Source organism: Streptomyces sp. NPDC057424, assembly GCF_042803315.1.
Classification (GTDB): Bacteria; Actinomycetota; Actinomycetes; order Streptomycetales; family Streptomycetaceae; genus Streptomyces.
The window spans coordinates 110,759-130,868 of sequence record NZ_JBHVCP010000013.1 but is presented as its reverse complement, the minus strand read 5'-3'; the positions used below and the strand labels follow the sequence as shown (position 1 = coordinate 130,868).

Genomic DNA, 20,110 nt, shown 5'->3' with positions numbered 1-20,110 from the left:
CACCCATGGCAACGCTTGAAATCCGAGACCTGCACGTCACCGTCGAGGTCGAGAACGGCACGAAGGAAATCCTCAAGGGTGTCGACCTCACCGTGAAGCAGGGCGAGACGCACGCCATCATGGGCCCCAACGGCTCGGGCAAGTCGACGCTCGCCTACTCCCTCGCGGGTCACCCCAAGTACACGATCACCGGCGGCACCGTCACCCTCGACGGCGAGGACGTCCTGGAGATGTCCGTCGACGAGCGCGCCCGCGCCGGCCTGTTCCTCGCCATGCAGTACCCGGTCGAGGTCCCCGGCGTCTCGGTGTCGAACTTCCTGCGCACCTCCGCCACCGCCATCCGTGGCGAGGCCCCCAAGCTGCGCACCTGGGTGAAGGAGGTCAAGGGGGCCATGGAGCGCCTCAACATCGACCCGTCCTTCGCCGAGCGCAACGTCAACGAGGGCTTCTCCGGCGGTGAGAAGAAGCGCCACGAGATCCTCCAGCTGGAGCTGCTCAAGCCGAAGATCGCGGTCCTCGACGAGACCGACTCCGGCCTCGACGTCGACGCGCTGCGCGTCGTGTCGGAGGGCGTGAACCGCGTCCGCGAGACGGGCGAGGTCGGCACCCTGCTGATCACGCACTACACGCGCATCCTCCGCTACATCAAGCCCGACCACGTGCACGTCTTCTCCGGCGGCCGGATCGTCGAGTCCGGCGGCGCCGAGCTCGCCGACAAGCTGGAGGAAGAGGGCTACGAGGCCTACACGAAGGGTGGCGCATCCGCGTGACATTGCTGCCGGGCCTCCTCGACACCGAGGCGATCCGCAAGGACTTCCCCATCCTGGACCGCCAGGTCCACGACGGTCAGAAGCTCGTGTACCTGGACAACGCGGCGACCAGCCAGAAGCCGCGCCAGGTGCTGGACGCACTCAGTGAGTACTACGAGCGCTACAACGCCAACGTCCACCGCGGTGTGCATGTGCTCGCCGAGGAGGCCACGGCGCTGTACGAGGGCGCGCGCGACAAGGTCGCGGCGTTCGTCAACGCGCCCTCGCGCGACGAGGTGATCTTCACCAAGAACGCCTCGGAGTCGCTCAACCTCGTGGCGAACATGCTGGGCTGGGCCGACGAGCCCTACCGCGTGGACTCCGAGACCGAGATCGTCATCACGGAGATGGAGCACCACTCCAACATCGTGCCGTGGCAGCTGCTCGCGCAGCGCACGGGCGCGAAGCTGAAGTGGTTCGGCCTCACCGACGACGGCCGCCTGGACCTGTCGAACATCGACGAGGTCATCACCGAGAAGACGAAGATCGTCTCCTTCGTGCTGGTCTCCAACATCCTCGGCACCCAGAACCCCGTCGAGGCGATCGTGCGCCGCGCCCAGGAGGTCGGTGCGCTGGTGTGCATCGACGCCTCCCAGGCCGCGCCGCACATGCCGCTGGACGTGCAGGCCCTGCAGGCCGACTTCGTGGCCTTCACCGGACACAAGATGTGCGGCCCGACCGGCATCGGCGTCCTCTGGGGCCGCCAGGAGCTGCTGGAGGACCTGCCGCCGTTCCTCGGCGGCGGCGAGATGATCGAGACGGTGTCGATGCACTCCTCGACCTACGCCCCGGCACCCCACAAGTTCGAGGCGGGCACGCCCCCGATCGCCCAGGCGGTCGGACTCGGCGCGGCGATCGACTACCTCGACGCGATCGGCATGGACAAGATCCTCGCCCACGAGCACGCGCTCACCGAGTACGCGGTGAAGCGGCTGCTGGAGGTTCCCGACCTGCGCATCATCGGCCCGACCACGGCCGAGGAGCGGGGCGCGGCGATCTCCTTCACGCTCGGCGACATCCACCCGCACGACGTGGGCCAGGTCCTCGACGAGCAGGGCATCGCGGTCCGGGTCGGCCACCACTGCGCCCGTCCGGTCTGCCTGCGGTACGGAATTCCTGCGACCACGCGAGCGTCGTTCTATCTGTACTCCACGCCGGCTGAGATCGACGCGCTGGTCGACGGCCTGGAGCACGTACGGAACTTCTTCGGCTGAGGGGCGTGCTAGACGGTGAAACTGGACTCCATGTACCAGGAAGTCATCCTGGACCACTACAAGAACCCGCACGGGCGGGGCTTGCGGGATGGCGACGCCGAGGTGCACCACGTCAACCCGACGTGCGGTGACGAGATCACGCTGCGCGTGAAGTACGACGGCACCACGATCGAGGACGTCTCGTACGAGGGCCAGGGCTGTTCGATCAGCCAGGCGAGCGCGTCCGTACTGAACGAACTCCTCGTCGGCAAGGACCTCTCCGACGCGCGGAAGATCCAGGAGACCTTCCTGGAGCTGATGCAGTCCAAGGGGAAGCTCGAACCCGACGACGCGATGGAGGACATCCTGGAGGACGCGGTCGCGTTCGCCGGGGTGTCCAAGTACCCGGCCCGGGTGAAGTGCGCCCTGCTGAGCTGGATGGCCTGGAAGGACGCGACGGCCCAGGTACTGGGCGGAGCCGACGCCGAGAAGGAGACGACGGCATGAGCGAGACCGTTGAGATGAAGCCGGCCTCGGAGGAAGAGGTCCGTGAGGCGCTGTACGACGTTGTCGACCCCGAGCTGGGCATCGACGTCGTCAACCTCGGCCTGATCTACGGCATCCACATCGACGACGCGAACATCGCGACGCTCGACATGACCCTGACCTCGGCGGCCTGCCCGCTGACGGACGTCATCGAGGACCAGGCGAAGTCCGCCACGGACGGCCTCGTGAACGAGCTGCGCATCAACTGGGTCTGGATGCCGCCGTGGGGTCCCGACAAGATCACGGACGACGGGCGGGAGCAGCTCCGCGCTCTCGGCTTCAACGTCTGAGATCCACTGACGCAGATGAGGGCGGCACCCTTTCGGGTGCCGCCCTCACGCGTGCTCAGTCCAGCCCGGACACGATCTGGAAGGACGAGTCCGAGCGGTACTGGTGACTGTTCTCGTAGCGGTCCAGGCGGAGCTGGAAGTTGCGGTGCCGCAGGAAGCGGCCCGGGTAGTTGACCGACTCCAGCGTGAGCGTTCCCGACGGGGACCAGACGCGGGGGCAGAACGTGGCGTCCTTGCGGAAGAGGGACGAGCCGTCGTCCGTGTCCGCGACCAGGACGAAGCTGCGGTGGCGCAGGTAGCGGCCGTCCGCGGTGGTGAAGGAGTGGCAGTCGGCGTCGGAGAGCCCGGTGACGCGCTTGAAGGTGGCGTCCTCGCGCTGCTCGGGGCCTGAGCCGATCTGGTCGAGGCGTACGTAGCCGTCGCGCACCCGCCAGTAGCGGTCGGGGAAGTTGACCGAGCGTATGGATATGCCGTCCGAGGACGGGGCCTTCGGTGGCTTCGACGGGTCGGGGGACGCCTTCGGTGGCTTCGGGGCCTTCTTCTGGGGCTCCGGGCTCGGGGCGGCGGTGGAAGCGCTGCCGGTCGGGGTGGGGGACGGGTGGGCGCGGTCCGCGCCGGGCTTCTCGGTGCCGCCCTTGGACGGGGTCGCGAACGAGATCAGGCCGCCCGGGGCCGAACTGCTGAGGGTGGTCGGCTCCGCCGCCCGGGGTTCCGGCTCGCCCGACTCGGTGTCCATCACGGTGATGGCCGTGACGCAGGCGGTGATCGTGGCCAGGGCCAGCGTGCCCGCCAGCCAGAGCCGTCGCGTCCCCGGTGCCCGGGTGGTGTCCGGGGCCCAGCCGCTCTCCCAGGGGCGGTCCTGTGGCGGCCGGGACTTGTCTTCTGGCATGCGCTGTTCCTCCAGCGGGGCACCCTTGACGGCGGCGCAGTTGTGGTGGCCCGGTGTGTGATCGGTGGACACCGTAGTGGACCCGTGGGGCGCCTGTGGCGCGTTTTGGTAGAGCGGTTTCTCTCCGATATCGAGTCCCGCGTTGTGTACGGTCGTACAGATGTTGTGTACGCTCGTACACATGGGCTATCTCCTGTTGGCCGGCGCCATAGCCGCCGAAGTGGGCGCTACCACCGCCATGAAGTACAGCGACGGCTTCAGCAGGCTCGGGCCGTCGCTGCTCACGGTCGTCGGATACGTCGTCTCGTTCGCGCTGCTCGCGCAGACCCTGAAGACCGTCTCGGTCGGTACGGCCTACGCGATCTGGGCCGGGGTCGGCACCGCCGCCATCGCCACGATCGGGATCGCGTTCATGGGTGAGGGGATGACCGTCGCCAAGGCCGGCGGGATCGCGCTGATCATCGCCGGGGTCGTGGTGCTGAACCTGGGCGGAGCCCACTGATGGCCCGGCGCTACGACCCCGAGCGGCGCCAGCGGATCATCGACGCGGCGATCCGGGTCGTCGGGTCGAAGGGGATCGCCGGGCTGAGCCACCGCAGCGCCGCGGCCGAGGCGGACGTGCCGCTCGGCTCGACGACATACCACTTCAAGACCCTCGACGAACTGCTGGTCGCGGCGCTGCGGCAGGCCAACGAGGGCTTCGCCAAGGTGGCCGCGGCGCGCGACGGCCTGACGGATCCGCAGACCGACCTCGCGGCCGAGATCGCCGGGTGGATCGGCGAGTGGCTCGCGGGCGACCGCACCGGCGTCGAGCTGGAGTACGAGCTGTACCTGGCCGCCCTGCGCCGGCCCGCCCTGCGCCCCGTCGCCGCCGAGTGCACCGGGGGAGTCGCCGAGTTGCTGTCCCGGCGTACGGATCCGGTCACCGCGCAGGCGCTCGTGGCGCTCATCGACGGCATCTGTCTTCAGGTGCTGCTGACGGGGGTTCCGTACGACGAGGAGCACGCGCGGGAGGTGCTGGGGCGGGTCGTCGCGGGGGCCCGCGGGTGATGCCGGCAGGGCGGGTGTCCGTACTGCTGAGGGGCACCTTCGAGGGGCGGATACCGCCCGTCCCGTGAGACGCCTCCGCACCGGTTCGCATCGACCGCCGTCCGCCGGTTAGGTTGCCCTCATGACCGACACGACTGCTCCTCGCACCACCGGCGCCGTGGCCGCCGGCCTCGCCACGATCGCCGCCGACGGCACCGTTCTCGACACCTGGTTCCCCGCGCCCGAGCTGGCCGGCCAGCCCGGCCCGTCCGGCACCGAGCGGCTGTCCGCCGAGCGTGCCGCGGAGCTGCTCGGCGGTGGCGCCACCGCGGCGATCGGCCCGGACGCCCGCCGGGGCGTCGAGGTGGTCGCGGTCCGCACGGTCATCGCCTCGCTCGACGAGAAGCCGATCGACGCGCACGACGCCTACCTGCGCCTGCACCTGCTCTCCCACCGTCTGGTCAAGCCGCACGGCCAGAGCCTGGAGGGCATCTTCGGCTTCCTCGCCAACGTCGCCTGGACCTCGCTCGGCCCGGTCGCCGTCGACGACCTCGAGAAGGTCCGGCTGAACGCCCGCGCCGAGGGCCTGCACCTCCAGGTGACCTCCGTCGACAAGTTCCCGCGCATGACGGACTACGTGGCTCCCAAGGGCGTCCGGATCGCCGACGCCGACCGCGTCCGCCTCGGCGCCCACCTCGCCGAGGGCACCACCGTCATGCACGAGGGCTTCGTCAACTTCAACGCCGGCACCCTCGGCACGTCGATGGTCGAGGGCCGCATCTCCGCCGGTGTCGTCATCGGCGACGGCTCGGACATCGGTGGCGGCGCCTCCACGATGGGCACCCTCTCCGGCGGCGGCAACGTCATCATCTCCATCGGCGAGCGCTGCCTGATCGGCGCCGAGGCGGGCGTCGGCATCGCGCTGGGCGACGAGTGCGTCGTCGAGGCCGGCCTCTACGTCACCGCCGGTACCCGTGTCACCATGCCCGACGGCCAGATCATCAAGGCCCGCGAGCTGTCCGGCGCCTCCAACATCCTCTTCCGCCGCAACTCGGTCACCGGCACGGTCGAGGCCCGGCCGAACAACGCGGTGTGGGGCGGGCTGAACGAGATCCTGCACAGCCACAACTGATCACAGGCGGCCGTGACCTGCGGCCGTCTTTTCGATCAACGTCCTGACCTGCTGTTGAGCTGTCGGTAGCTGTCGACGTTGGTCATCGTTGAGCGCCCTTCCACGGCCCGAGGACGGCCCAGGGTGGCACTCAGAAGCCGGTCTACTGATCACCGCCTAGCTGACCAGCGAGGCTGACGAAGCCCACGGCTCTGCCAGTTCGGATGCCGTGGGCTTCTGTCGTTGTCGGTTGGCGTCGAGTGACCTCGGACGGCCCAGAGGCGGCCTGGGAGCATCGCGTGATTTGCGCTGAGTTCCGCCTCATCCACGCATGCTTACAGTCAGACTTGTTTCCGTCCGGCCCAGTGACGAATGCGGCTCTCGCCGTATGGTCCGAGGTAAGTGTAGACATTGGGACGAATCGGGATCTTTTTTCGCTTCGCTGTCTTGTGTTGGGCCGTAAGCTGCTCGGCGATCGCGATGAGTTCTTTCATCTGCCGGGCACTCAGCTTCTTGGGAGCGGCCGGAGCTACCTCGTGCTCGCCGGTCTGGAGTCTCCGCATGCGCGCGTCGAGATCAGCAATGCGGCGACGGTAGTCCTCCAGCCACGGCTGCCGCTCGAGCTTGGCGGCGTAGTGCGCGCGCAGCTCCTGGAGTCGATCGAGTGCACTGCTTGCCATGGTGACCCTCCCCTGCACTCACTTGTGCGCCCCAAGGTATGACCGCACCTCCCCCGTGAACAGGGCGTGCTGGAATCCGGTGACGGCGCGCGGGAGTGCATGGCTGGCGGAGTCCCAATGACCCAGTCAAGCCCCGCTGTCAGTCTTCTGGAGCACCAGTTTGGAAGATCGCGTAACCGAGTCGGCCTTGACCTGCGGCGACCCTGACCTGCTTGTTCGCGAGAACCTCCCTGGTGTTCCCCTTGAGACACCGCTGCGTGCCGCTCGGTCAGGCACGCGGCGGGCACGGTTTGGGTCAGCTCCTGGTGCTTACGGAGTGGCTCTGGGTTGTGCGGTGCGTTCCGACCCGTCCGAACGTACGTGCGGAACACTTCAATCGAACGAGTGGCGGAACGTCGCGCATTGACCGCGTGCCCCGGTAGCCTAAATGTCCACGCGAGGGGCGCGGGCGGGAGCGGGGTGGGCCTTGGGTCGCGAGTGGAAGTTCTACACCACCGAGGGTGGATCCTGCCCGATCCGCAAGGAAATGGACAAGTGTAAGCTAAATCGCTTCGAGAAGGCCAAGCTGCGGACCCTCATGGAGCGTGTGCGCCTCAGGCAGACCCACCAGGGGGACGTTAAGTCCCTGGGGGGTGACCTGCTGGAGGTGAGGTTGGATGGTGATCATCGCATCTTCCGCCTTCTCTACGCAGAGGAGGAGGGGGGTCTGGTCCTTCTGGCGCTCAGCTTCTTCCAGAAGAAGACGCAGGCCACACCGCCGGTGCAGAAGCTCACAGCCAACCGCCGTCTCAAGGACTGGCGCAATCGAAGCCCTGAAGGGTGATACGGGTTCACGCGTATCGGGTTTGGGCGATACTGTAGCTACACGCCGAGGGGAGATGGATGCGATGGCGCCTGCGCTGGATGATCTGCTTGGCATCGACCCGGACGACCCGACGACTGCCGCTGAGGTTGAGGACAGTGAGGCTTACGCCGATCTCGTTCATGCGCTTGTCGTGCTGCGCAAGCGCCGGCGGCTGACTCAGCAGGACGTGGCCGATTACATGGAGACCACTCAGTCGGTGGTGTCCGACTTTGAACGAGCTGGCGGTAACGCTCGGTATTCAACCCTGCAACGCTACGCCAGGGCTGTTGGTGTGCGGTTGTGCTCAATGATCGACGCGACTGGGTCTGAACTCGCCCCCACCTGGCAGAAGACGGCTGAGGTTCCCGTTCGTCTGGCTCAGAGGGCAGCTACTCATCCGCCTGTGCGGGCTCCATGGACGCAGTCCGTGGAGGGTGCTGTGGGGGCTAGGTGACAGCCAAGCGAGGGCGCACGAAGATCGCAGGCGGTGGGGCGCAGCTCGGAGCGCTCATCAGCAATGCTGAGCTGCAGGATGTCGTGTTCCTGGAGTTGCAGGCCGTGCGCCAGGGTGTTGAGGACGTCTCTCAGGTAGAACAGCCAGATGTCCCCATGAAGGTTTGGTATCGGGCTGGCGAGGGTCAGATTCAGGTCCGTTGCCGTCTGGAGATTCAAACGGATGATGCCCACTTCATGGCAGATGCCGTAGCCGACTTCGCGGTAGAGGGCAACCTGCCCACTGATGACTCAGTGCAACAAGGTTTCACGCAGCGCATCGGTGTCGCTGTGGTCTACCCCTACCTCCGTGAGGCCGTTCACGACATGGCGCGGAAGATGGGGGTGGATCCACCCATCCTTTCCCTGATTGCTGAGACGCTTGAGGCGCTGCATCCGACCTTGAAGGAAGCGTGAGCCTGCCGACAACCGTCAGTTCATGATGCCGCCCGGCCGTGGCAGGTAACCGTCGCTTGCCCTGGTTGCCCCTCAGCCCATATCGCGCGGCTGGCGGAGCGGCTTTGGGCTGGAGTTTCAATGGGCGAGTCAAGCGCTACGGTGTGCGACCAGTAGCCGAAGAAGTGCGGGGCCGGGTCTCTGACCTGCGGCTGTGTAATCGACCAACGCTGCGACCTGCGACTTAGCTGTCGGTTGTTGTCAGCGTTGGTCGTCGTTGAGCACCCTCCAACGGCCCCATCACGGCCCCGTACCCGCGAAAGGCGAGGCGCTGCTGCCGACCATCGCTGATTCGTGCTGCTGGGCAGCCTGCCGCCATGGTGACCCTCAGGACTCTGAGTCCCCGTGAGGCTCTGTCCGTTCTGGCACGCAACTGGCGGCCTCACTCCCTGCGAGTGATCGTATGGAGAAGGGCCAGGACGCCGACGCCGACGAGGATTGCAGCGCCCAACGCCGGTTTTAGAACTGCTACCCACGTGCAGGCACCTGCAATAACGAGGAGCAGCAGAGTACGCGTACTGAGCAGATCGTCGGACGGCTCCGGCGAACCACCCGAACGGGGTGGGTCGGGACGGCGTACAGTCATGTCTAGGTCCTTCTGGCAGCTTGACGAACGTCGGAGGGTATAGAGCGGCCTCTCGTTGCAGCGAGGGGCCGTTCGTCGTTGCAGCGACGAACCAGGGCTCTGCTGACCATCGTCCTCGTGGCTGTGTGATGAGCCGTCAAGGTAGCCTTGACGCATGGTGAGGCCCTGGAAATGGCTGTCGATCACCCGCTCGTACTGGCACGCGCCGGTCATGCCGAAGCCTGCAAGGGGAGCGCGGCTGGCTATCGAGGACACGATCGATGATTACGAACTCATCGTCTATCCGGGATGCGATAAGGCGACCGCCTTGATCGAAGCTATTCGAGCGGTCGAAAGCTTGCGGGGACAACTCGCTGAGGAGCTTCACCTACTTGTTGCTGAAGCCCGCTCTGAAGGCGTGAGCTGGGGGCAGATCGGCCGGCATCTGGAGTGCTCCCGCCAGGCAGCGCACCAGCGGTTCGGCAGCGGACTCACCCCTGATCAGGTGAGGAGACTCGAAGATCAGCTTGACCGTGCTCGCAAGTGGGCTGAGCAGTTTGACCTTCAGCACGGCAACGACGAGAGATTCGAGAAGGCCATTGTCTTCCTAGAGGAACAACAGGAGCTGGACCAAGAGGGACGTGTGCGTAAGCGGCCTACGTAGGTCGGTGGAGCGGCTTTGGGCTGGAGCTGCTTTGGGGCGAGTGATCATGGCCCCGTAAGCTTCCGGCGAGTCGGGCAGTCTGTGGACCTGCCCGTTAAAGCACGACGTTGGGGCCATGATCTTAGAGGCTCGCCCCAAAGTGGCTGCCTAAAGCCGTGGAGCCGACCGCCCCAGCCGCAGAGGGTGTCTCCCCCCTTCATGCCCGCAGCCGCCGAGCGCGCCGCCGGGCGCGGCCAGCCGGGGCGAAGACAGGAGGCGGGCCGCGCCGCAGAGGCGGCGCGCGCCTGCGCCGTGCGCGGGCCTTGATGAAGTAGGGAAACTCTTACCGCGACAGAGATCCAGCGGCCGGTCTCCGGCTTCAGCGACATGCGCTGTTGGGCTACCGTGCGATCTATGACCTCTGGACTGGACACGCCCCAAGGAGCGGCCGAGCTGGCCGAATCGCTCTTGCCTCCGCTCGGGAACCGCTGGCTGCACACTCAGGCCGTGGCGGCGCGTGCGCGTGAGGCTTCGGCGGCTGTGTCCGTTGCGGACCAGGATCTACTCGTTGCTGCGGCGTGGTTGCACGACATCGGCTACGCCCCGGAGCTGCGGGAGACGGGCTTCCATCCCCTCGATGGAGCGCGCTACCTGGAGACGCTTGGGGCACCGTCCCGACTCGTCCGGTTGGTCGCCCATCACTCAGGTGCCGTGTACGAGGCTGAACAGCGTGGGCTGTCTGACGAGTTGGCCGTGTACGAGCGGGAGGACTCTCCCGTGCTGGATGCCTTGATCTACGCCGACATGACGACCGGTCCGGCTGGGCAGTCCTTCGACTTCGATCGCCGTATCGACGAGATCCTGGAGCGGTACGAGCCGGGCAGCGAAGTGCACAACGCGATCAGCAAGGCGCGTCCGTACCTCGGGGCCGCCGTGGAACGGACGCGCGCTCGCCTCGGTGATCAGCCGACGTAAGGCTCCGGCCGGTTCGCCAACCCGTGATCGATCCGCATTCGCATCGACGGATGGATGTTCAGGCTGTCCAGCCCACTGGGATCGACGAACGCCACTTCCTTGCTCTCACTGCTGGTGCGCAGCTCGCCGCCGACGATGCGGGCCCGGAAGCAGATAGAGAACTGTTGGCGTACCTCGCCGTCGTCGTACGCCATGACGTGGGCCGGGTTGGTGTAGGTGCCGACCAGGCCGGTCACCTCGACGTCGAAGCCGGTCTCTTCCTTCGTCTCCCGTACGGCTGCGTCGGGTGCTGACTCGCCGACGTCGACCCCGCCGCCGGGCAGGGCCCAGAGGTCGTTGTCCGTCTTGTGGATCAGCAGGATTTCCCCGGCGTCGTTCAGCGCCACCGCGGTTACGGACGGGACGATGCTGTTCGCCTTCGGGGCGTTCGGATCGTTGAAGTAGTCGACTCGGGCCATGCCTCCAGCCTCGCACGTCTGGCAGATGAACCGAGTCGACCGTGGACCGGGTGCCGGTTCCGCCGGCGCCCGCAGCCCCGGCCCCTGAAGACGCCGAGCCGTTGCTACGCGGGCCGACCGCGCTCCCACGTGTAGTCGAAGCTCCGCATGTAGTGCCGGAAGGTGCGGGCGCCAGGGATGTACCGGAAGTGCAGCACCGGGTTCTGCCCGGCCGGTGCTCCGAGCACGTGCGGGTTCACCAACACGTCGTCGTCGAACCGATAGATCGAGTTGTACAGGATCGTGTCGTGCAGCCGGACCTCTACGCCCGGGGTCTTCAGCGCCGGTTCGAGGTAGCGCCGGGTGATCCGGGCACGCGCGGCCAGGTCGCCGCCTATGCCTTCCTCTTCGCCGCGCTGGCGGACCATCTCCGAGTCGGGGTCGCCGAGGAGGACCCGAACTTGGGCTCCGGCCTTGGCCTTGTCCGCCAACTCGTAAGGGAGATCCGGGTGGTTGTCGAAGAGAAACAGACCCGCGTACACGAGGATGTCGACCTGGTCCTTCGCCTTCTCGATGAGCGATGACCACAGGGCGGCAGGTACGGCACCCCGGTGCGGGTAGTACGTGATCAGCTCAGAGGTGCTTGCGGACTCGGCCTGCTTCTCGACGGCGGGCCACAGGTAGACCTCGTCGACGCCGAGGAAGCTCGCGGCCTTCCAGCGGTGCCCCCGGTGCGGCGTGCGGTTCGTCGTGATCCAGCGCTCCACGCTCTTGGGGTCGACCCCCACGTGCTGGGCTACCGACTGGATGGTCTCGCCCTTCGCTGAAATCGCCGCGCGCAGACGCTCGTTCGCCATGGCGTGCCCTCTCGTGGGACGTATCGGGGACGTTTTGACGATAGCTCAGACGTCCCTAAACGTCCATACGGACCGTGATGCGTCCACCACCTCTCGCGGTCTCCTGATCTCACCGGCGATGAACGCCGGTTCCAAAGCTCCCTCAGATCAGGAGAACAGACGATGCGTCAGATTCCCGTCGACACCTCCACTGCGACCGTGATGGTCGCCCAGACCCCGGAGCCCAAGGTTCGTGACCGACGGACCGGCGAGATCGCCACGGACGCCGAGACCGGCGCGAAGCTGATGACGGTGAGCGTGATGTTCGCCCTCAACGGCGAGGTCGAGATCCTGAACGTCACCGTGCCGGAGAGCGGCATCTCGGGCGAGCTGGCGATGGGTACCCCGGTCGCGCTGACGGGTCTGATCGCCCGGCCCTGGGAGAACGAGTTCAACGGCCAGAAGCGGCACGGCATCGCGTTCCGCGCGGTCGCTGTCACCTCGCTCGCTGCCGGTGCTGAGCAGCCGAAGGCGGCCTGAGCCGTGACCTGGCTGACCGTCGCCCTGGTGCTGGTCGTCGCCGCTGCGGGACTCCTGCGGTGGCGGCGCCCCGCCTGGTACTGGCTGACCTTCGGCGTCGCCCTGGCGACCCTGCGGGTCCTGCTCCGCTACCCGTCCGTGATGGACGCCTGCGGCCTGACCGTCCCGGCTCCCCGCTGGCGCCTGGCCCTGGCGCGGATGACCAACCGTCCCGTTCCCGGTCCCCGGCCTCCGCGCATCCTGCGGGTACGCCCGACCCGGACCGGCCTGGTGTTGCGCCTCAAGCTCCAGCCTGGACAGGACGCCTTCGACGTGGCGGCCTCGTGTGATCGACTGCGGCACTCGTTCGCGATGTACGGCGTCACCTCCCGCGAACTGCGCTCCGGCGTGATTGAAGTGCGGATGACCGGCTATGACGTGCTCAAGCGGGTGCAGATGCCTGCCAAGTGCGACACCCGGCCGATGCGGGTTCCGGTCGCCCTGCGTGAGGACGGCGCCGTGCACTTCCGGGACTACCGGGCTGTTCCACACGCGCTCACGCTCGGGGCCACTGAGTCCGGCAAGTCCGTCTACCAGCGCAACCTGGTGGCCGCACTTGCGCCGCAACGTGTCGCGCTGGTGGGCATCGACTGCAAGCAAGGAGTTGAACTCTTCCCGCTGGCCCGTCGGTTCTCTGCGCTGGCCGACAACCCGGACACCGCCGCCGAACTCCTCGACGCGCTGGTAGAGCACATGGAAGACGTCTACCAGCTCATCCGCGCCGAGCAGCGGATCACCGCCGACGTGCCGGATGCGGAGATCGCCGCCGACATCTGGGACCTGCCGGAAGACCTGCGACCCGTTCCCATCGTGGTCCTGGTCGACGAGGTCGCCGAACTCGCCCTGTTCGCCACCAAGGACGAGGAGAAGCGCCGGGACCGGATCATCACCGCCCTCGCGCGGTTGGCCCAGCTCGGCCGGGCGGCCGGGATCTACCTGGAGATCTGCGGGCAGCGCTTCGGCTCCGAACTCGGCAAGGGAATCACCATGCTGCGCGCCCAGCTCACCGGCCGCACCGCCCACCGCGTCAACGACGAGTCGAGCGCGAACATGGCCCTCGGCGACATCGCACCGGATGCCGTGCTGGCCGCGATCCAGATCTCTACCGACACGCCGGGCGTTGCCATCACGGGCGATTCGACCGGCGGTTGGGCCCGGATTCGCGCTCCGCACACCTCGCTTCGGCAGGCCGTCAACACCTGCAACCGGCACGCCGATTTGGTCCCGGACCTGCCCGCCCTGGCTACCTTCCGGCCCGCACTCGGCGGTCCGAAGCCGCTCCCGGCCCCGGCCGTCGAGTCTGCCCCGGCCGCCGCCTGACCCCGCCTCGTCCCTTGCCCACCTAAGGAGGTGACGACATGACCCGCTCGATCCGCCCCGATGCCGTCCTGGTTCAGGCCGTGATCGCCGGAGCCCTGTCCTTCGCCCACCTGCACGACCTGGCCGCCGCTGCTGGACAGACGGGCTGGAAGGCATGGGCTTACCCGGTCAGTGTCGACCTGCTCCTGGTCGCCTCCTGGCGGCGGCTCCGCTCGGACGGCCCGTCCCGGTTGGCCTGGTGCTGGTTCATCGTCGCTCTGTTCGCTTCTCTCGGCGCCAACGTCGCCACTGCCGGGTTCCTGGACCTGGAACACCCGCCCGCTCTGCTCCGGCTCGGCGTCGCCGGGTGGCCAGCCCTCGCCTTCCTCGGCGGCACGCTTCTCGCCCACGCACCGAAGTCCGCCGTGGACCGGGTGCCGGTTCCGCCGGCGCCCGCAGCCCCGGTCACTGAGCCGGTTCCTGAGACCGAACCGGAGCTCGAGCCGATTCCGGCTGTCGACACCCCGGCCCTTCCGGCTGCCGAGCCTGCCCCGGCCGTGCCCGCTTCGGCTGTGCCCGTCCCGGCCGCGCTGGTCGACCACGCCCGCAAGGTCGCCGACGACCACCGCGCCCGTACCGGTTCGCCGATCGACACCGACACTCTGCGCGCCCGCCTCGGCGTCCCGCCTCAGCTTGCCGACGCCATCGCCGCCCAACTCGCCTGACATCGACGGGAGACACGCCATGACCAGTGACCCGGCCGACCTGACCGCCGCCGACCATCTCGACGCCGCCCGCGAGATGGCCGCCGCGAACCGGCCCTTCCTCGCCTACCTGCTCGCCGAGGAAGCCGCCCGCCGCACCGTCGACCCGGCCACCGCCGCCGGTATCCGCGCCGCCTTCCCCGACCCCGCCCTGACCCGAGAGGAGACCGACTGACATGCCCGCTCGTGACCACTTCCACTCCGTGATGCGGATCGGCCCGGTGCAGATCGGCACCCACCGCGACCGCCACGGCCACACCAAGTACGCCGCCGTGTGCACTGCCGACCGCTGCGGCTGGTCGGCCGACTACTCCAGCCAGTCCGCCGCCCAGCTCGCCGCCCGCACCCACCGCTGCAAGGTCCGCTGAGGGAGGCCCTTCGCCATGGAAGTACCGCTCTGGCTCGCGCTGCTCGTCGTCGGCTACCTCGGCGTCAAGCTCATCCGCCCGCCCGCCTGGCTCATCGCCGTCCTGCTGCTCGGTGGCTTCCTCCTCGCCGACAGCGTTCTGGCCCCCGCCATCGACACCTTCATCAAGTAACCGCCCCCGGAAGGGAGAACCGCCGATGTTCCGCCCGAAGATCCCGACCATGCCCACGCCGACCGGCCACGTCACGCCGCCTTCCGTGGTCGAGCCGACCTCCATCGTCCAGGCCGTCCAGACTTCGCAGCCCTCCGCGGCGGCTCCGGCGCCCGCGCCGTCCCGGCCGACGGTGCAGCTCACTCCCGGGACCGCGCTCGCCCTTGTCGGCGGCGGCACCGCCGTGGTCCTGGTCGTCGGCGCCGTCCTGGTCTCCATGCTCCTGGCCGTCGCCATCACCGGCGCCTCGCTCGCCATCTGCGCCCTGGTGATCCGCTCCCTGGTCAACGCCGACGCCAAACGCCGCTGACCGGCCCCCGGGCGGCCTCGATACCGCCAAGCATCCGCCGCCCGGGAGCCGTGCCCCTGTCCGATCTCGCAACCGGAAGGAACACCCAGCATGACCGACCGCACCGCACCCGCGCCCCGTATCTGCCCCAACTGCGACGGCCATGCCTCCGCCGCCATCACCACCGGCGGCCGGGACCGGCACGGCCACCTGCGGACCATCACCGTCGACTGCCGGGCCTGCCACGGCCTGGGCACCGTCCAGCCCCGCCCCGTGCGGGAGGGCGCCCGTGCCTGACACGCTGCTCGACCCGACCACCCTCGGCGACCTGCTGAGGGTGGCTTCGGCCTCTGACTACCACCGCTGGCACGAGCAGATCCGCCGCACCGGCGGCTGCGCCGACCCCATCCACCTCACCGGCTGGACCCTCACCAAGGACAAGACCACCGGCGAGACCCTGCACCACTACACCACCGCCAACGAGCCGGGCGGACGCCTCCGCGTCGCCTGCGGCAACCGCCGCGCCTCCCGCTGCCCGTCCTGCGCCTGGACCTACGCGGGCGACACCTACCACCTCATACGCGCGGGCCTGGCCGGAGACGACCGACGCGACATCCCCTCAACCGTCCGGGACCATCCCCGGGTCTTCGCCACCCTGACCGCTCCCTCGTTCGGCCCGGTCCACAACCGGCCCGACCGGGGCGTCTGCCGCTGCGGCACTCGCCATGCCGCAGATGCCCCGGAACTGGGCACCGCCCTGGACCCGGCGACGTACGACTACGCGGGCGCCGTGCTGTTTAACAACCACGCCGGGCAGCTCTGGCAGCGCTTCACCAACCGGCTCCGCCGCGAGATCGCCGCCCGCGCCGGCATCACCCAACGCGAGCTGAAAGAGTGCGCCCGCCTCTCCTACGGCAAGGTCGCCGAGTTCCAAAAGCGCGGCGCCCTTCACTTCCACGCAGTGATCCGCATCGACGGCCCTGTGGGACCGGAGACCGCTCCACCGTTCTGGGCGACGGTCGACCTCCTCGCCGACTCGATCCGAGCAGCTGCCGCGCACTCATACACCTCGGTCTCCGTACCGGCCGCTGAGGACCAACCAGCCCGAACCTTCCGTTGGGGCCGACAGCTCGACGTGAGGCCCGTGAAGGCCTTCGGCGACGGCTCCGACATCACTGAACAGGCCGTCGCTTCCTACGTGGCCAAGTACGCCACCAAGGCCGCCGAGACCACCGGCACCCTGGACCGCCGCATCGGCGAACTCTCCGAGCTCGACCGCCACCAGGTCCCGGACCACACCCGCCGCCTCATCGAGGCCTGCAAGCAGCTCGACCCGCTCTACCCGGACCGGCGCCTGTGGGCCTGGGCACACATGCTCGGATTTCGCGGCCACTTCTCTTCCAAGTCCCGCCGCTACTCCACCACCCTCGGCGCCCTGCGCCAGGCCCGCGCCGACTACCGCGCCGCCCAGGAACACGCCGCCCTGGGCCTCGACGACCGCGAGCCGGACACCGTCCTGGTCCTGGCCGACTGGCAGTACGCCGGACACGGCCACACCCCCGGCGAATCCGCCCTCGCCGCCACCATCGCCCGCGACCTCCAACTCAACCGCGAAACCGCCCGCGAAGCGCTCGCCGCGCTGCCAGATGAAAGGGAGTGGTGACCATGCCGACCCGGCTGCCCGATCGGTATCTCACGCCTGAGGACCTGGTCCAGCTCTTCGAGCTGCCCAGCGTCGAGACCGTCTACCAGTGGCGGAGGAAGCACATAGGGCCCCGCGGCTTCAGGGTCGGTCGGCATCTCAGGTTCGATCCGCAGGACGTACAGGCATGGGTCAAGTCCCGCATGGAAGGGGCTGCTGCCTGATGGCCGGACACGTTCAGGATCGCTGGTACAAGGCCCTCCCCGGCCCGGACGGCAAGACTGTCAGGGTCAAGACCGACCGTTTCGGCGTCGGCCACCGCTACCGCGCCCGGTACATCGCGCCGGACGGCTCCGAGAAGTCGAAGAGCTTCCCGGACAAGCAGAAGCGCAAGGCCGAAGCCTGGCTGTCCAACATCGAAGCGGACATGTCCCAGGGGCGGTACATCGACCCGGCTGCAGGCTCGGTGACCTTCGCGCAGTACGCCAAGGAATGGATGGCGGCGCTGACCATCGACCCGGTGACCCGTGAGAGCGTCGAGATTCGTCTCAGGGTCCACGCCCTTCCGTACCTCGGTGATCGGCCCATGGCGTCCTTCCGGCCCTCGCACCTGCGGGCATGGATGCGACAGCTGGAGGAGACGGGACGCGCGGCATCCTACCGACGGTCGATCTTCGCCAACGTGTCGGCCGTTTTCACGGCTGCCGTGGAGGACCGGATCATCGCGGAGAACCCGTGCCGGGCCCGTTCCGTACGGGCGCCCTCCCTCGACGGCCGCAAGGTCAAGCCGTGGTCCCTCGATCGCGTCATGGCCATGCACGAGGCGCTGCCGGACGCCTACCAAGAGATGGTCTCCCTGGGTGCGGGCTGCGGGCTCCGACAGGGCGAGATCTTCGGCCTCGCCGTTGAGGACATCGACTTCCTCAGCGGCACGGTTCACGTAGTCCGCCAGGTCAAGCTCATACGTGGCGTGCAAGCGATCTTCGGGCCGCCGAAGGGCGGCAAGGAACGTCACGTCCCGCTGCCCGAGACAGTCTCCTTCGCGCTGGCGGCCCACATCACGAAGCATGAGCCGGTAGAGGTCACCCTGCCGTGGAAGAGCACGGACGGCCCGCCCGTCACGGCCTCGCTGCTGTTCGTCAACGCTCGGCGCCAATGGCTGCACCGGTTCCGCTTCAACCGGTCCGTTTGGCGCCCGGCTCTCACTTCGGCCGGCATACCGCTCGGACGCGAGAACGGCATGCATGCCCTCCGCCACTTCTACGCCTCCGTGCTCCTGGACGCGGGGGAGAGCATCAAGGCCCTGAGCGAGTACCTGGGACACCACGACCCGAGCTTCACCCTCCGCACGTACACGCACCTGATGCCGAACAGCGAGGCACGCACCCGGGCCGCCGTCGACCGGGCCTTCCGGAACCCGGAGAGCACCGAGGACGGCCCCGAAACGGCCCCCGGGGCAAACTGACCCCCTGACCTGCACTGCAATCAGAACAGCCACAACTGACGATCCCGTACGGATGACCCGGCGTGACCTCGCGGTGGGTTTGGCAGATGAACGGGTGGACGCAGTGTCCGATCAGACGCCGAACCGACGAAACGAGGACCGGGGCATGAGGAACGAGCGGGGACCGGCCGTGGTGCGCCGGCTGGCCGGGGTGGTCGCCGTGCTGGCGGTGTGCTGGCTGCCGACGGGGGCCGCGCACGCAGACGAGACCAACACCGGTTCGCACAACGGCCACCGGGTCGGTCTGATCAACGTCAACGTCGGTCAGGTCGACGACCCGGCGGAGGACGTGCTGGAGCACACGCTGCTGTTCGGGGACGGGTACGCCTGGAACTGAACCGGCGAGGAGGACGGGACGGCCCGTGCCGCAGGTGACTGCGGTGCGGGCCGTCCCCGTTCTTGCCCCCGACCGGTGGCACAGCGGGGCGCCCCCGCACACGTCACAGGGAGTACGGGGCGGGCGCGGGGTTCGCCCCGGGGAGAGCGAAGGTGGCGATGGATGCCGAAACGCAGGAGAGTTTGCGGGAGTTCGTCGCGAACCCGGTCGTCCGCGCTGCGAACCCGGGGCCCACGCCCGGCAGGTCCTCCACGGGCAGCAGGTCAGCCGTCGGCGGCTGACGTGGCCGGGGCGTGAACCGGGCGTCGTCGAACTGCCCCTTCCGCCGCCCGGGGGACGCATCGAGGGGCGAGGGGAGCCAATGCTCGTGGAGCGGTGATCAGGTCTCGGCGAGGTCCGCGTGGAGCGACAGGAGGGTGTCGGTCGTGGCCGGGCCGGCCGCCCGGAGCGGGGCGCGGACCGGCCCCGCGGGCAGGGCCAGCTCGTTGAGGAGTGCCTTGGCCGTGACGGTGCCCGGCAGGCCCGCCGACATGATCGCCTCGATGAGGGGGGTCGCCTGCTGCTGGAGGCGGGCCGCCCGGGTCGTGTCGCCCGCGTCGAACGCGTCCAGGACCGCTCGCAGGTGGGCCGGGATCACGTTCGCGACCGTGCTGACGTAGCCCGCGCCGCCCACCGCGTACAGCGCGAGGTTGTGTTCGTCGCAGCCCGCGTAGTACGCCAGGGCCGTGCGGGCCAGGACCTTCTGGGCGCCCAGGAAGTCGTGGGAGCAGTCCTTGACCGCGACGATCCGGGGGTGTTCGGCGAGGCGGAGGAGCGTCTCCGGTTCGATGCGGGTGCCGGTGCGGGCCGGGATGTCGTAGAGCATGAGCGGGATGCCGGAGGCGTCCGCGATCTCTCGGAAGTGGGCCTCGACCGCGTCCTGTGGGGGTCTGCTGTAGTACGGCGACACGACCAACAGGCCGTCCGCGCCCGCCTTTTCGGCCTCCCGGGCCAGTTCGGTGGTGTGCCGGGTGTCGGGGGTGCCGATGCCGGTGACGACCTTCGCCCGGTCGCCCACCGCCTCCCGGACGGCAGTGACGAGGGCCGACTTCTCGGCGTCCGTGGTGGTGGGGGACTCACCCGTCGTGCCGGAGAGCACCAGGCCGTCGCAGCCGTTCGCCACCAGGTGCCGGGCGAGGTGCTGTGCGCCGTCGAGGTCCAGGGTCCCGGACGGGGTGAGTGGGGTGACCATGGCGCAGAGGGTGCGGCCGAAGGGTGGTGCTGGGGGCTGTGTGGTCATGGGGGTAGTCTCGGCCCGGCAATTGTATAGCTCTACTTAATTTT

Annotated in this window: 29 protein-coding genes; 24 read left to right on the top strand and 5 right to left on the bottom strand. The window is 68.4% G+C overall.

Translation table 11 applies throughout. From position 1 onward, the window contains the following. Window positions 1-5 precede the first annotated feature (5 nt). The 4 genes from sufC to ACFU3E_RS14225 are packed head-to-tail and all read left to right on the top strand — an operon-like array spanning window position 6 to window position 2,838. Window positions 6-770, top strand: coding sequence for a Fe-S cluster assembly ATPase SufC (gene sufC / locus ACFU3E_RS14240; protein WP_384156479.1), 765 nt, complete (start codon window positions 6-8; stop codon window positions 768-770). Beyond that, on the top strand, window positions 767-2,023 hold the full coding sequence (locus ACFU3E_RS14235) for a cysteine desulfurase (RefSeq protein WP_384156476.1): 1,257 nt from the start codon (window positions 767-769) through the stop codon (window positions 2,021-2,023). Before sufC ends, ACFU3E_RS14235 begins: the two co-directional genes overlap by 4 nt. A gap of 15 nt (window positions 2,024-2,038) precedes the next feature. Next, entirely contained in the window at window positions 2,039-2,509 is a 471-nt protein-coding gene (gene sufU / locus ACFU3E_RS14230; protein ID WP_031143574.1) for a Fe-S cluster assembly sulfur transfer protein SufU, read from the top strand. Next, window positions 2,506-2,838, top strand: a complete 333-nt coding sequence (locus tag ACFU3E_RS14225) for a metal-sulfur cluster assembly factor (protein WP_102911749.1) — start codon at window positions 2,506-2,508, stop codon at window positions 2,836-2,838. Before sufU ends, ACFU3E_RS14225 begins: the two co-directional genes overlap by 4 nt. Window positions 2,839-2,893: 55 nt before the next feature. Here the strand turns inward: ACFU3E_RS14225 and ACFU3E_RS14220 are convergent, their stop codons facing one another. After that, window positions 2,894-3,727, bottom strand: a complete 834-nt coding sequence (locus tag ACFU3E_RS14220; protein WP_384156471.1) for an AbfB domain-containing protein — start codon at window positions 3,725-3,727, stop codon at window positions 2,894-2,896. A gap of 181 nt (window positions 3,728-3,908) precedes the next feature. Between ACFU3E_RS14220 and ACFU3E_RS14215 the strand changes: the two genes are divergently transcribed. The 3 genes from ACFU3E_RS14215 (at window position 3,909) to dapD (ending at window position 5,888) form a co-directional block, all read left to right on the top strand. Next, window positions 3,909-4,229: a DMT family transporter gene (locus tag ACFU3E_RS14215; protein ID WP_384156468.1), complete on the top strand. Its 321-nt coding sequence runs from the start codon at window positions 3,909-3,911 to the stop codon at window positions 4,227-4,229. Continuing rightward, on the top strand, window positions 4,229-4,777 hold the full coding sequence (locus ACFU3E_RS14210; RefSeq protein WP_384156465.1) for a TetR/AcrR family transcriptional regulator: 549 nt from the start codon (window positions 4,229-4,231) through the stop codon (window positions 4,775-4,777). The genes ACFU3E_RS14215 and ACFU3E_RS14210 overlap by 1 nt, the downstream gene beginning before the upstream one ends. 121 nt (window positions 4,778-4,898) lie before the next feature. Continuing rightward, the gene (gene dapD / locus ACFU3E_RS14205) at window positions 4,899-5,888 is read left to right on the top strand and encodes a 2,3,4,5-tetrahydropyridine-2,6-dicarboxylate N-succinyltransferase (protein ID WP_384156462.1); all 990 of its coding nucleotides are present in this window, start codon (window positions 4,899-4,901) and stop codon (window positions 5,886-5,888) included. 320 nt (window positions 5,889-6,208) lie between these two features. Here dapD and ACFU3E_RS14200 read toward each other — a convergent pair whose 3' ends face one another. After that, complete coding sequence (locus ACFU3E_RS14200) at window positions 6,209-6,547, bottom strand: hypothetical protein (RefSeq protein WP_384156459.1); 339 nt, start codon at window positions 6,545-6,547, stop codon at window positions 6,209-6,211. 466 nt (window positions 6,548-7,013) lie between these two features. On the opposite strand from ACFU3E_RS14200, the gene ACFU3E_RS14195 reads away from it, so the two are divergent. From ACFU3E_RS14195 to ACFU3E_RS14175, 5 genes are all read left to right on the top strand, one after another. Continuing rightward, entirely contained in the window at window positions 7,014-7,370 is a 357-nt protein-coding gene (locus tag ACFU3E_RS14195) for a type II toxin-antitoxin system RelE/ParE family toxin (RefSeq protein ID WP_384156456.1), read from the top strand. A gap of 55 nt (window positions 7,371-7,425) precedes the next feature. Beyond that, entirely contained in the window at window positions 7,426-7,845 is a 420-nt protein-coding gene (locus tag ACFU3E_RS14190) for a helix-turn-helix domain-containing protein (RefSeq protein WP_384156453.1), read from the top strand. After that, window positions 7,842-8,300 (top strand): hypothetical protein, encoded by a 459-nt coding sequence (locus ACFU3E_RS14185; protein ID WP_384156450.1) that lies wholly within the window; start codon window positions 7,842-7,844, stop codon window positions 8,298-8,300. Before ACFU3E_RS14190 ends, ACFU3E_RS14185 begins: the two co-directional genes overlap by 4 nt. 779 nt (window positions 8,301-9,079) lie before the next feature. Further along, window positions 9,080-9,568, top strand: coding sequence for a hypothetical protein (locus ACFU3E_RS14180; RefSeq protein WP_384156448.1), 489 nt, complete (start codon window positions 9,080-9,082; stop codon window positions 9,566-9,568). Window positions 9,569-9,961: 393 nt separating this feature from the next. Next, entirely contained in the window at window positions 9,962-10,522 is a 561-nt protein-coding gene (locus ACFU3E_RS14175) for an HD domain-containing protein (RefSeq protein WP_384156446.1), read from the top strand. On the opposite strand, the gene ACFU3E_RS14170 is transcribed toward ACFU3E_RS14175, so the two are convergent. Together ACFU3E_RS14170 and ACFU3E_RS14165 are read right to left on the bottom strand one after the other, a co-directional pair. Next, window positions 10,510-10,980: an NUDIX hydrolase gene (locus tag ACFU3E_RS14170; RefSeq protein WP_384156444.1), complete on the bottom strand. Its 471-nt coding sequence runs from the start codon at window positions 10,978-10,980 to the stop codon at window positions 10,510-10,512. The two genes, ACFU3E_RS14175 and ACFU3E_RS14170, sit on opposite strands and share 13 nt — an antisense overlap. A 104-nt stretch (window positions 10,981-11,084) precedes the next feature. Beyond that, complete coding sequence (locus tag ACFU3E_RS14165; RefSeq protein ID WP_384156441.1) at window positions 11,085-11,816, bottom strand: XRE family transcriptional regulator; 732 nt, start codon at window positions 11,814-11,816, stop codon at window positions 11,085-11,087. A gap of 162 nt (window positions 11,817-11,978) precedes the next feature. Here ACFU3E_RS14165 and ACFU3E_RS14160 point away from each other — a divergent pair, with 162 nt between their 5' ends. The 12 genes from ACFU3E_RS14160 to ACFU3E_RS14105 all read left to right on the top strand — a co-directional run bounded on the left by ACFU3E_RS14160 (window position 11,979) and on the right by ACFU3E_RS14105 (window position 18,787). Further along, on the top strand, window positions 11,979-12,335 hold the full coding sequence (locus ACFU3E_RS14160; RefSeq protein ID WP_384156438.1) for a hypothetical protein: 357 nt from the start codon (window positions 11,979-11,981) through the stop codon (window positions 12,333-12,335). Window positions 12,336-12,338: 3 nt separating this feature from the next. Continuing rightward, entirely contained in the window at window positions 12,339-13,694 is a 1,356-nt protein-coding gene (locus tag ACFU3E_RS14155) for an FtsK/SpoIIIE domain-containing protein (RefSeq protein WP_384156435.1), read from the top strand. 38 nt (window positions 13,695-13,732) lie between these two features. Then, window positions 13,733-14,398, top strand: a complete 666-nt coding sequence (locus ACFU3E_RS14150; RefSeq protein ID WP_384156432.1) for a DUF2637 domain-containing protein — start codon at window positions 13,733-13,735, stop codon at window positions 14,396-14,398. Between the two features lie 19 nt (window positions 14,399-14,417). Then, a complete protein-coding gene (locus ACFU3E_RS14145; RefSeq protein WP_384156429.1) occupies window positions 14,418-14,612 on the top strand; it encodes a hypothetical protein in 195 nt (64 codons plus the stop codon). A 1-nt stretch (window position 14,613) separates the two neighbouring features. Continuing rightward, window positions 14,614-14,805 carry a mobile element transfer protein gene (locus tag ACFU3E_RS14140; protein ID WP_384156426.1) on the top strand — a complete coding sequence of 64 codons (192 nt, stop codon included), beginning with the start codon at window positions 14,614-14,616 and terminating at the stop codon, window positions 14,803-14,805. Window positions 14,806-14,820: 15 nt separating this feature from the next. Next, window positions 14,821-14,976 carry a hypothetical protein gene (locus ACFU3E_RS14135; protein ID WP_104779910.1) on the top strand — a complete coding sequence of 52 codons (156 nt, stop codon included), beginning with the start codon at window positions 14,821-14,823 and terminating at the stop codon, window positions 14,974-14,976. A 25-nt stretch (window positions 14,977-15,001) separates the two neighbouring features. Continuing rightward, a complete protein-coding gene (locus tag ACFU3E_RS14130; protein ID WP_384156422.1) occupies window positions 15,002-15,325 on the top strand; it encodes a SpdD-like protein in 324 nt (107 codons plus the stop codon). Between the two features lie 90 nt (window positions 15,326-15,415). After that, a complete protein-coding gene (locus tag ACFU3E_RS14125; RefSeq protein WP_384156419.1) occupies window positions 15,416-15,601 on the top strand; it encodes a hypothetical protein in 186 nt (61 codons plus the stop codon). After that, on the top strand, window positions 15,594-16,967 hold the full coding sequence (gene repSA / locus ACFU3E_RS14120) for a replication initiator protein RepSA (protein ID WP_384156416.1): 1,374 nt from the start codon (window positions 15,594-15,596) through the stop codon (window positions 16,965-16,967). The genes ACFU3E_RS14125 and repSA overlap by 8 nt, the downstream gene beginning before the upstream one ends. Before the next feature lie 2 nt (window positions 16,968-16,969). Beyond that, window positions 16,970-17,170 carry an AlpA family transcriptional regulator gene (locus ACFU3E_RS14115; RefSeq protein WP_053670795.1) on the top strand — a complete coding sequence of 67 codons (201 nt, stop codon included), beginning with the start codon at window positions 16,970-16,972 and terminating at the stop codon, window positions 17,168-17,170. Then, window positions 17,170-18,411: a tyrosine-type recombinase/integrase gene (locus ACFU3E_RS14110; protein ID WP_384156413.1), complete on the top strand. Its 1,242-nt coding sequence runs from the start codon at window positions 17,170-17,172 to the stop codon at window positions 18,409-18,411. The genes ACFU3E_RS14115 and ACFU3E_RS14110 overlap by 1 nt, the downstream gene beginning before the upstream one ends. Window positions 18,412-18,556: 145 nt before the next feature. Then, window positions 18,557-18,787 (top strand): hypothetical protein, encoded by a 231-nt coding sequence (locus ACFU3E_RS14105; RefSeq protein ID WP_384156410.1) that lies wholly within the window; start codon window positions 18,557-18,559, stop codon window positions 18,785-18,787. Window positions 18,788-19,166: 379 nt separating this feature from the next. On the opposite strand, the gene dapA is transcribed toward ACFU3E_RS14105, so the two are convergent. Next, window positions 19,167-20,066, bottom strand: coding sequence for a 4-hydroxy-tetrahydrodipicolinate synthase (gene dapA, locus ACFU3E_RS14100; protein WP_384156406.1), 900 nt, complete (start codon window positions 20,064-20,066; stop codon window positions 19,167-19,169). Between the last annotated feature and the right edge of the window lie 44 nt (window positions 20,067-20,110).

What these genes read in the sequence shown, in the direction of transcription:
- sufC (WP_384156479.1), top strand. Translation starts at nt 6, where the DNA reads ATGGCAACGCTTGAAATCCGAGACCTGCACGTCACCGTCGAGGTCGAG.
- ACFU3E_RS14225 (WP_102911749.1), top strand. Translation starts at nt 2,506, where the DNA reads ATGAGCGAGACCGTTGAGATGAAGCCGGCCTCGGAGGAAGAGGTCCGT.
- ACFU3E_RS14220 (WP_384156471.1), bottom strand. Translation starts at nt 3,727, where the DNA reads ATGCCAGAAGACAAGTCCCGGCCGCCACAGGACCGCCCCTGGGAGAGC.
- ACFU3E_RS14215 (WP_384156468.1), top strand. Translation starts at nt 3,909, where the DNA reads ATGGGCTATCTCCTGTTGGCCGGCGCCATAGCCGCCGAAGTGGGCGCT.
- ACFU3E_RS14210 (WP_384156465.1), top strand. Translation starts at nt 4,229, where the DNA reads ATGGCCCGGCGCTACGACCCCGAGCGGCGCCAGCGGATCATCGACGCG.
- dapD (WP_384156462.1), top strand. Translation starts at nt 4,899, where the DNA reads ATGACCGACACGACTGCTCCTCGCACCACCGGCGCCGTGGCCGCCGGC.
- ACFU3E_RS14200 (WP_384156459.1), bottom strand. Translation starts at nt 6,547, where the DNA reads ATGGCAAGCAGTGCACTCGATCGACTCCAGGAGCTGCGCGCGCACTAC.
- ACFU3E_RS14190 (WP_384156453.1), top strand. Translation starts at nt 7,426, where the DNA reads ATGGATGCGATGGCGCCTGCGCTGGATGATCTGCTTGGCATCGACCCG.
- ACFU3E_RS14180 (WP_384156448.1), top strand. Translation starts at nt 9,080, where the DNA reads ATGGTGAGGCCCTGGAAATGGCTGTCGATCACCCGCTCGTACTGGCAC.
- ACFU3E_RS14175 (WP_384156446.1), top strand. Translation starts at nt 9,962, where the DNA reads ATGACCTCTGGACTGGACACGCCCCAAGGAGCGGCCGAGCTGGCCGAA.
- ACFU3E_RS14170 (WP_384156444.1), bottom strand. Translation starts at nt 10,980, where the DNA reads ATGGCCCGAGTCGACTACTTCAACGATCCGAACGCCCCGAAGGCGAAC.
- ACFU3E_RS14165 (WP_384156441.1), bottom strand. Translation starts at nt 11,816, where the DNA reads ATGGCGAACGAGCGTCTGCGCGCGGCGATTTCAGCGAAGGGCGAGACC.
- ACFU3E_RS14160 (WP_384156438.1), top strand. Translation starts at nt 11,979, where the DNA reads ATGCGTCAGATTCCCGTCGACACCTCCACTGCGACCGTGATGGTCGCC.
- ACFU3E_RS14150 (WP_384156432.1), top strand. Translation starts at nt 13,733, where the DNA reads ATGACCCGCTCGATCCGCCCCGATGCCGTCCTGGTTCAGGCCGTGATC.
- ACFU3E_RS14145 (WP_384156429.1), top strand. Translation starts at nt 14,418, where the DNA reads ATGACCAGTGACCCGGCCGACCTGACCGCCGCCGACCATCTCGACGCC.
- ACFU3E_RS14140 (WP_384156426.1), top strand. Translation starts at nt 14,614, where the DNA reads ATGCCCGCTCGTGACCACTTCCACTCCGTGATGCGGATCGGCCCGGTG.
- ACFU3E_RS14135 (WP_104779910.1), top strand. Translation starts at nt 14,821, where the DNA reads ATGGAAGTACCGCTCTGGCTCGCGCTGCTCGTCGTCGGCTACCTCGGC.
- ACFU3E_RS14130 (WP_384156422.1), top strand. Translation starts at nt 15,002, where the DNA reads ATGTTCCGCCCGAAGATCCCGACCATGCCCACGCCGACCGGCCACGTC.
- ACFU3E_RS14125 (WP_384156419.1), top strand. Translation starts at nt 15,416, where the DNA reads ATGACCGACCGCACCGCACCCGCGCCCCGTATCTGCCCCAACTGCGAC.
- ACFU3E_RS14115 (WP_053670795.1), top strand. Translation starts at nt 16,970, where the DNA reads ATGCCGACCCGGCTGCCCGATCGGTATCTCACGCCTGAGGACCTGGTC.
- ACFU3E_RS14110 (WP_384156413.1), top strand. Translation starts at nt 17,170, where the DNA reads ATGGCCGGACACGTTCAGGATCGCTGGTACAAGGCCCTCCCCGGCCCG.
- ACFU3E_RS14105 (WP_384156410.1), top strand. Translation starts at nt 18,557, where the DNA reads ATGAGGAACGAGCGGGGACCGGCCGTGGTGCGCCGGCTGGCCGGGGTG.
- dapA (WP_384156406.1), bottom strand. Translation starts at nt 20,066, where the DNA reads ATGACCACACAGCCCCCAGCACCACCCTTCGGCCGCACCCTCTGCGCC.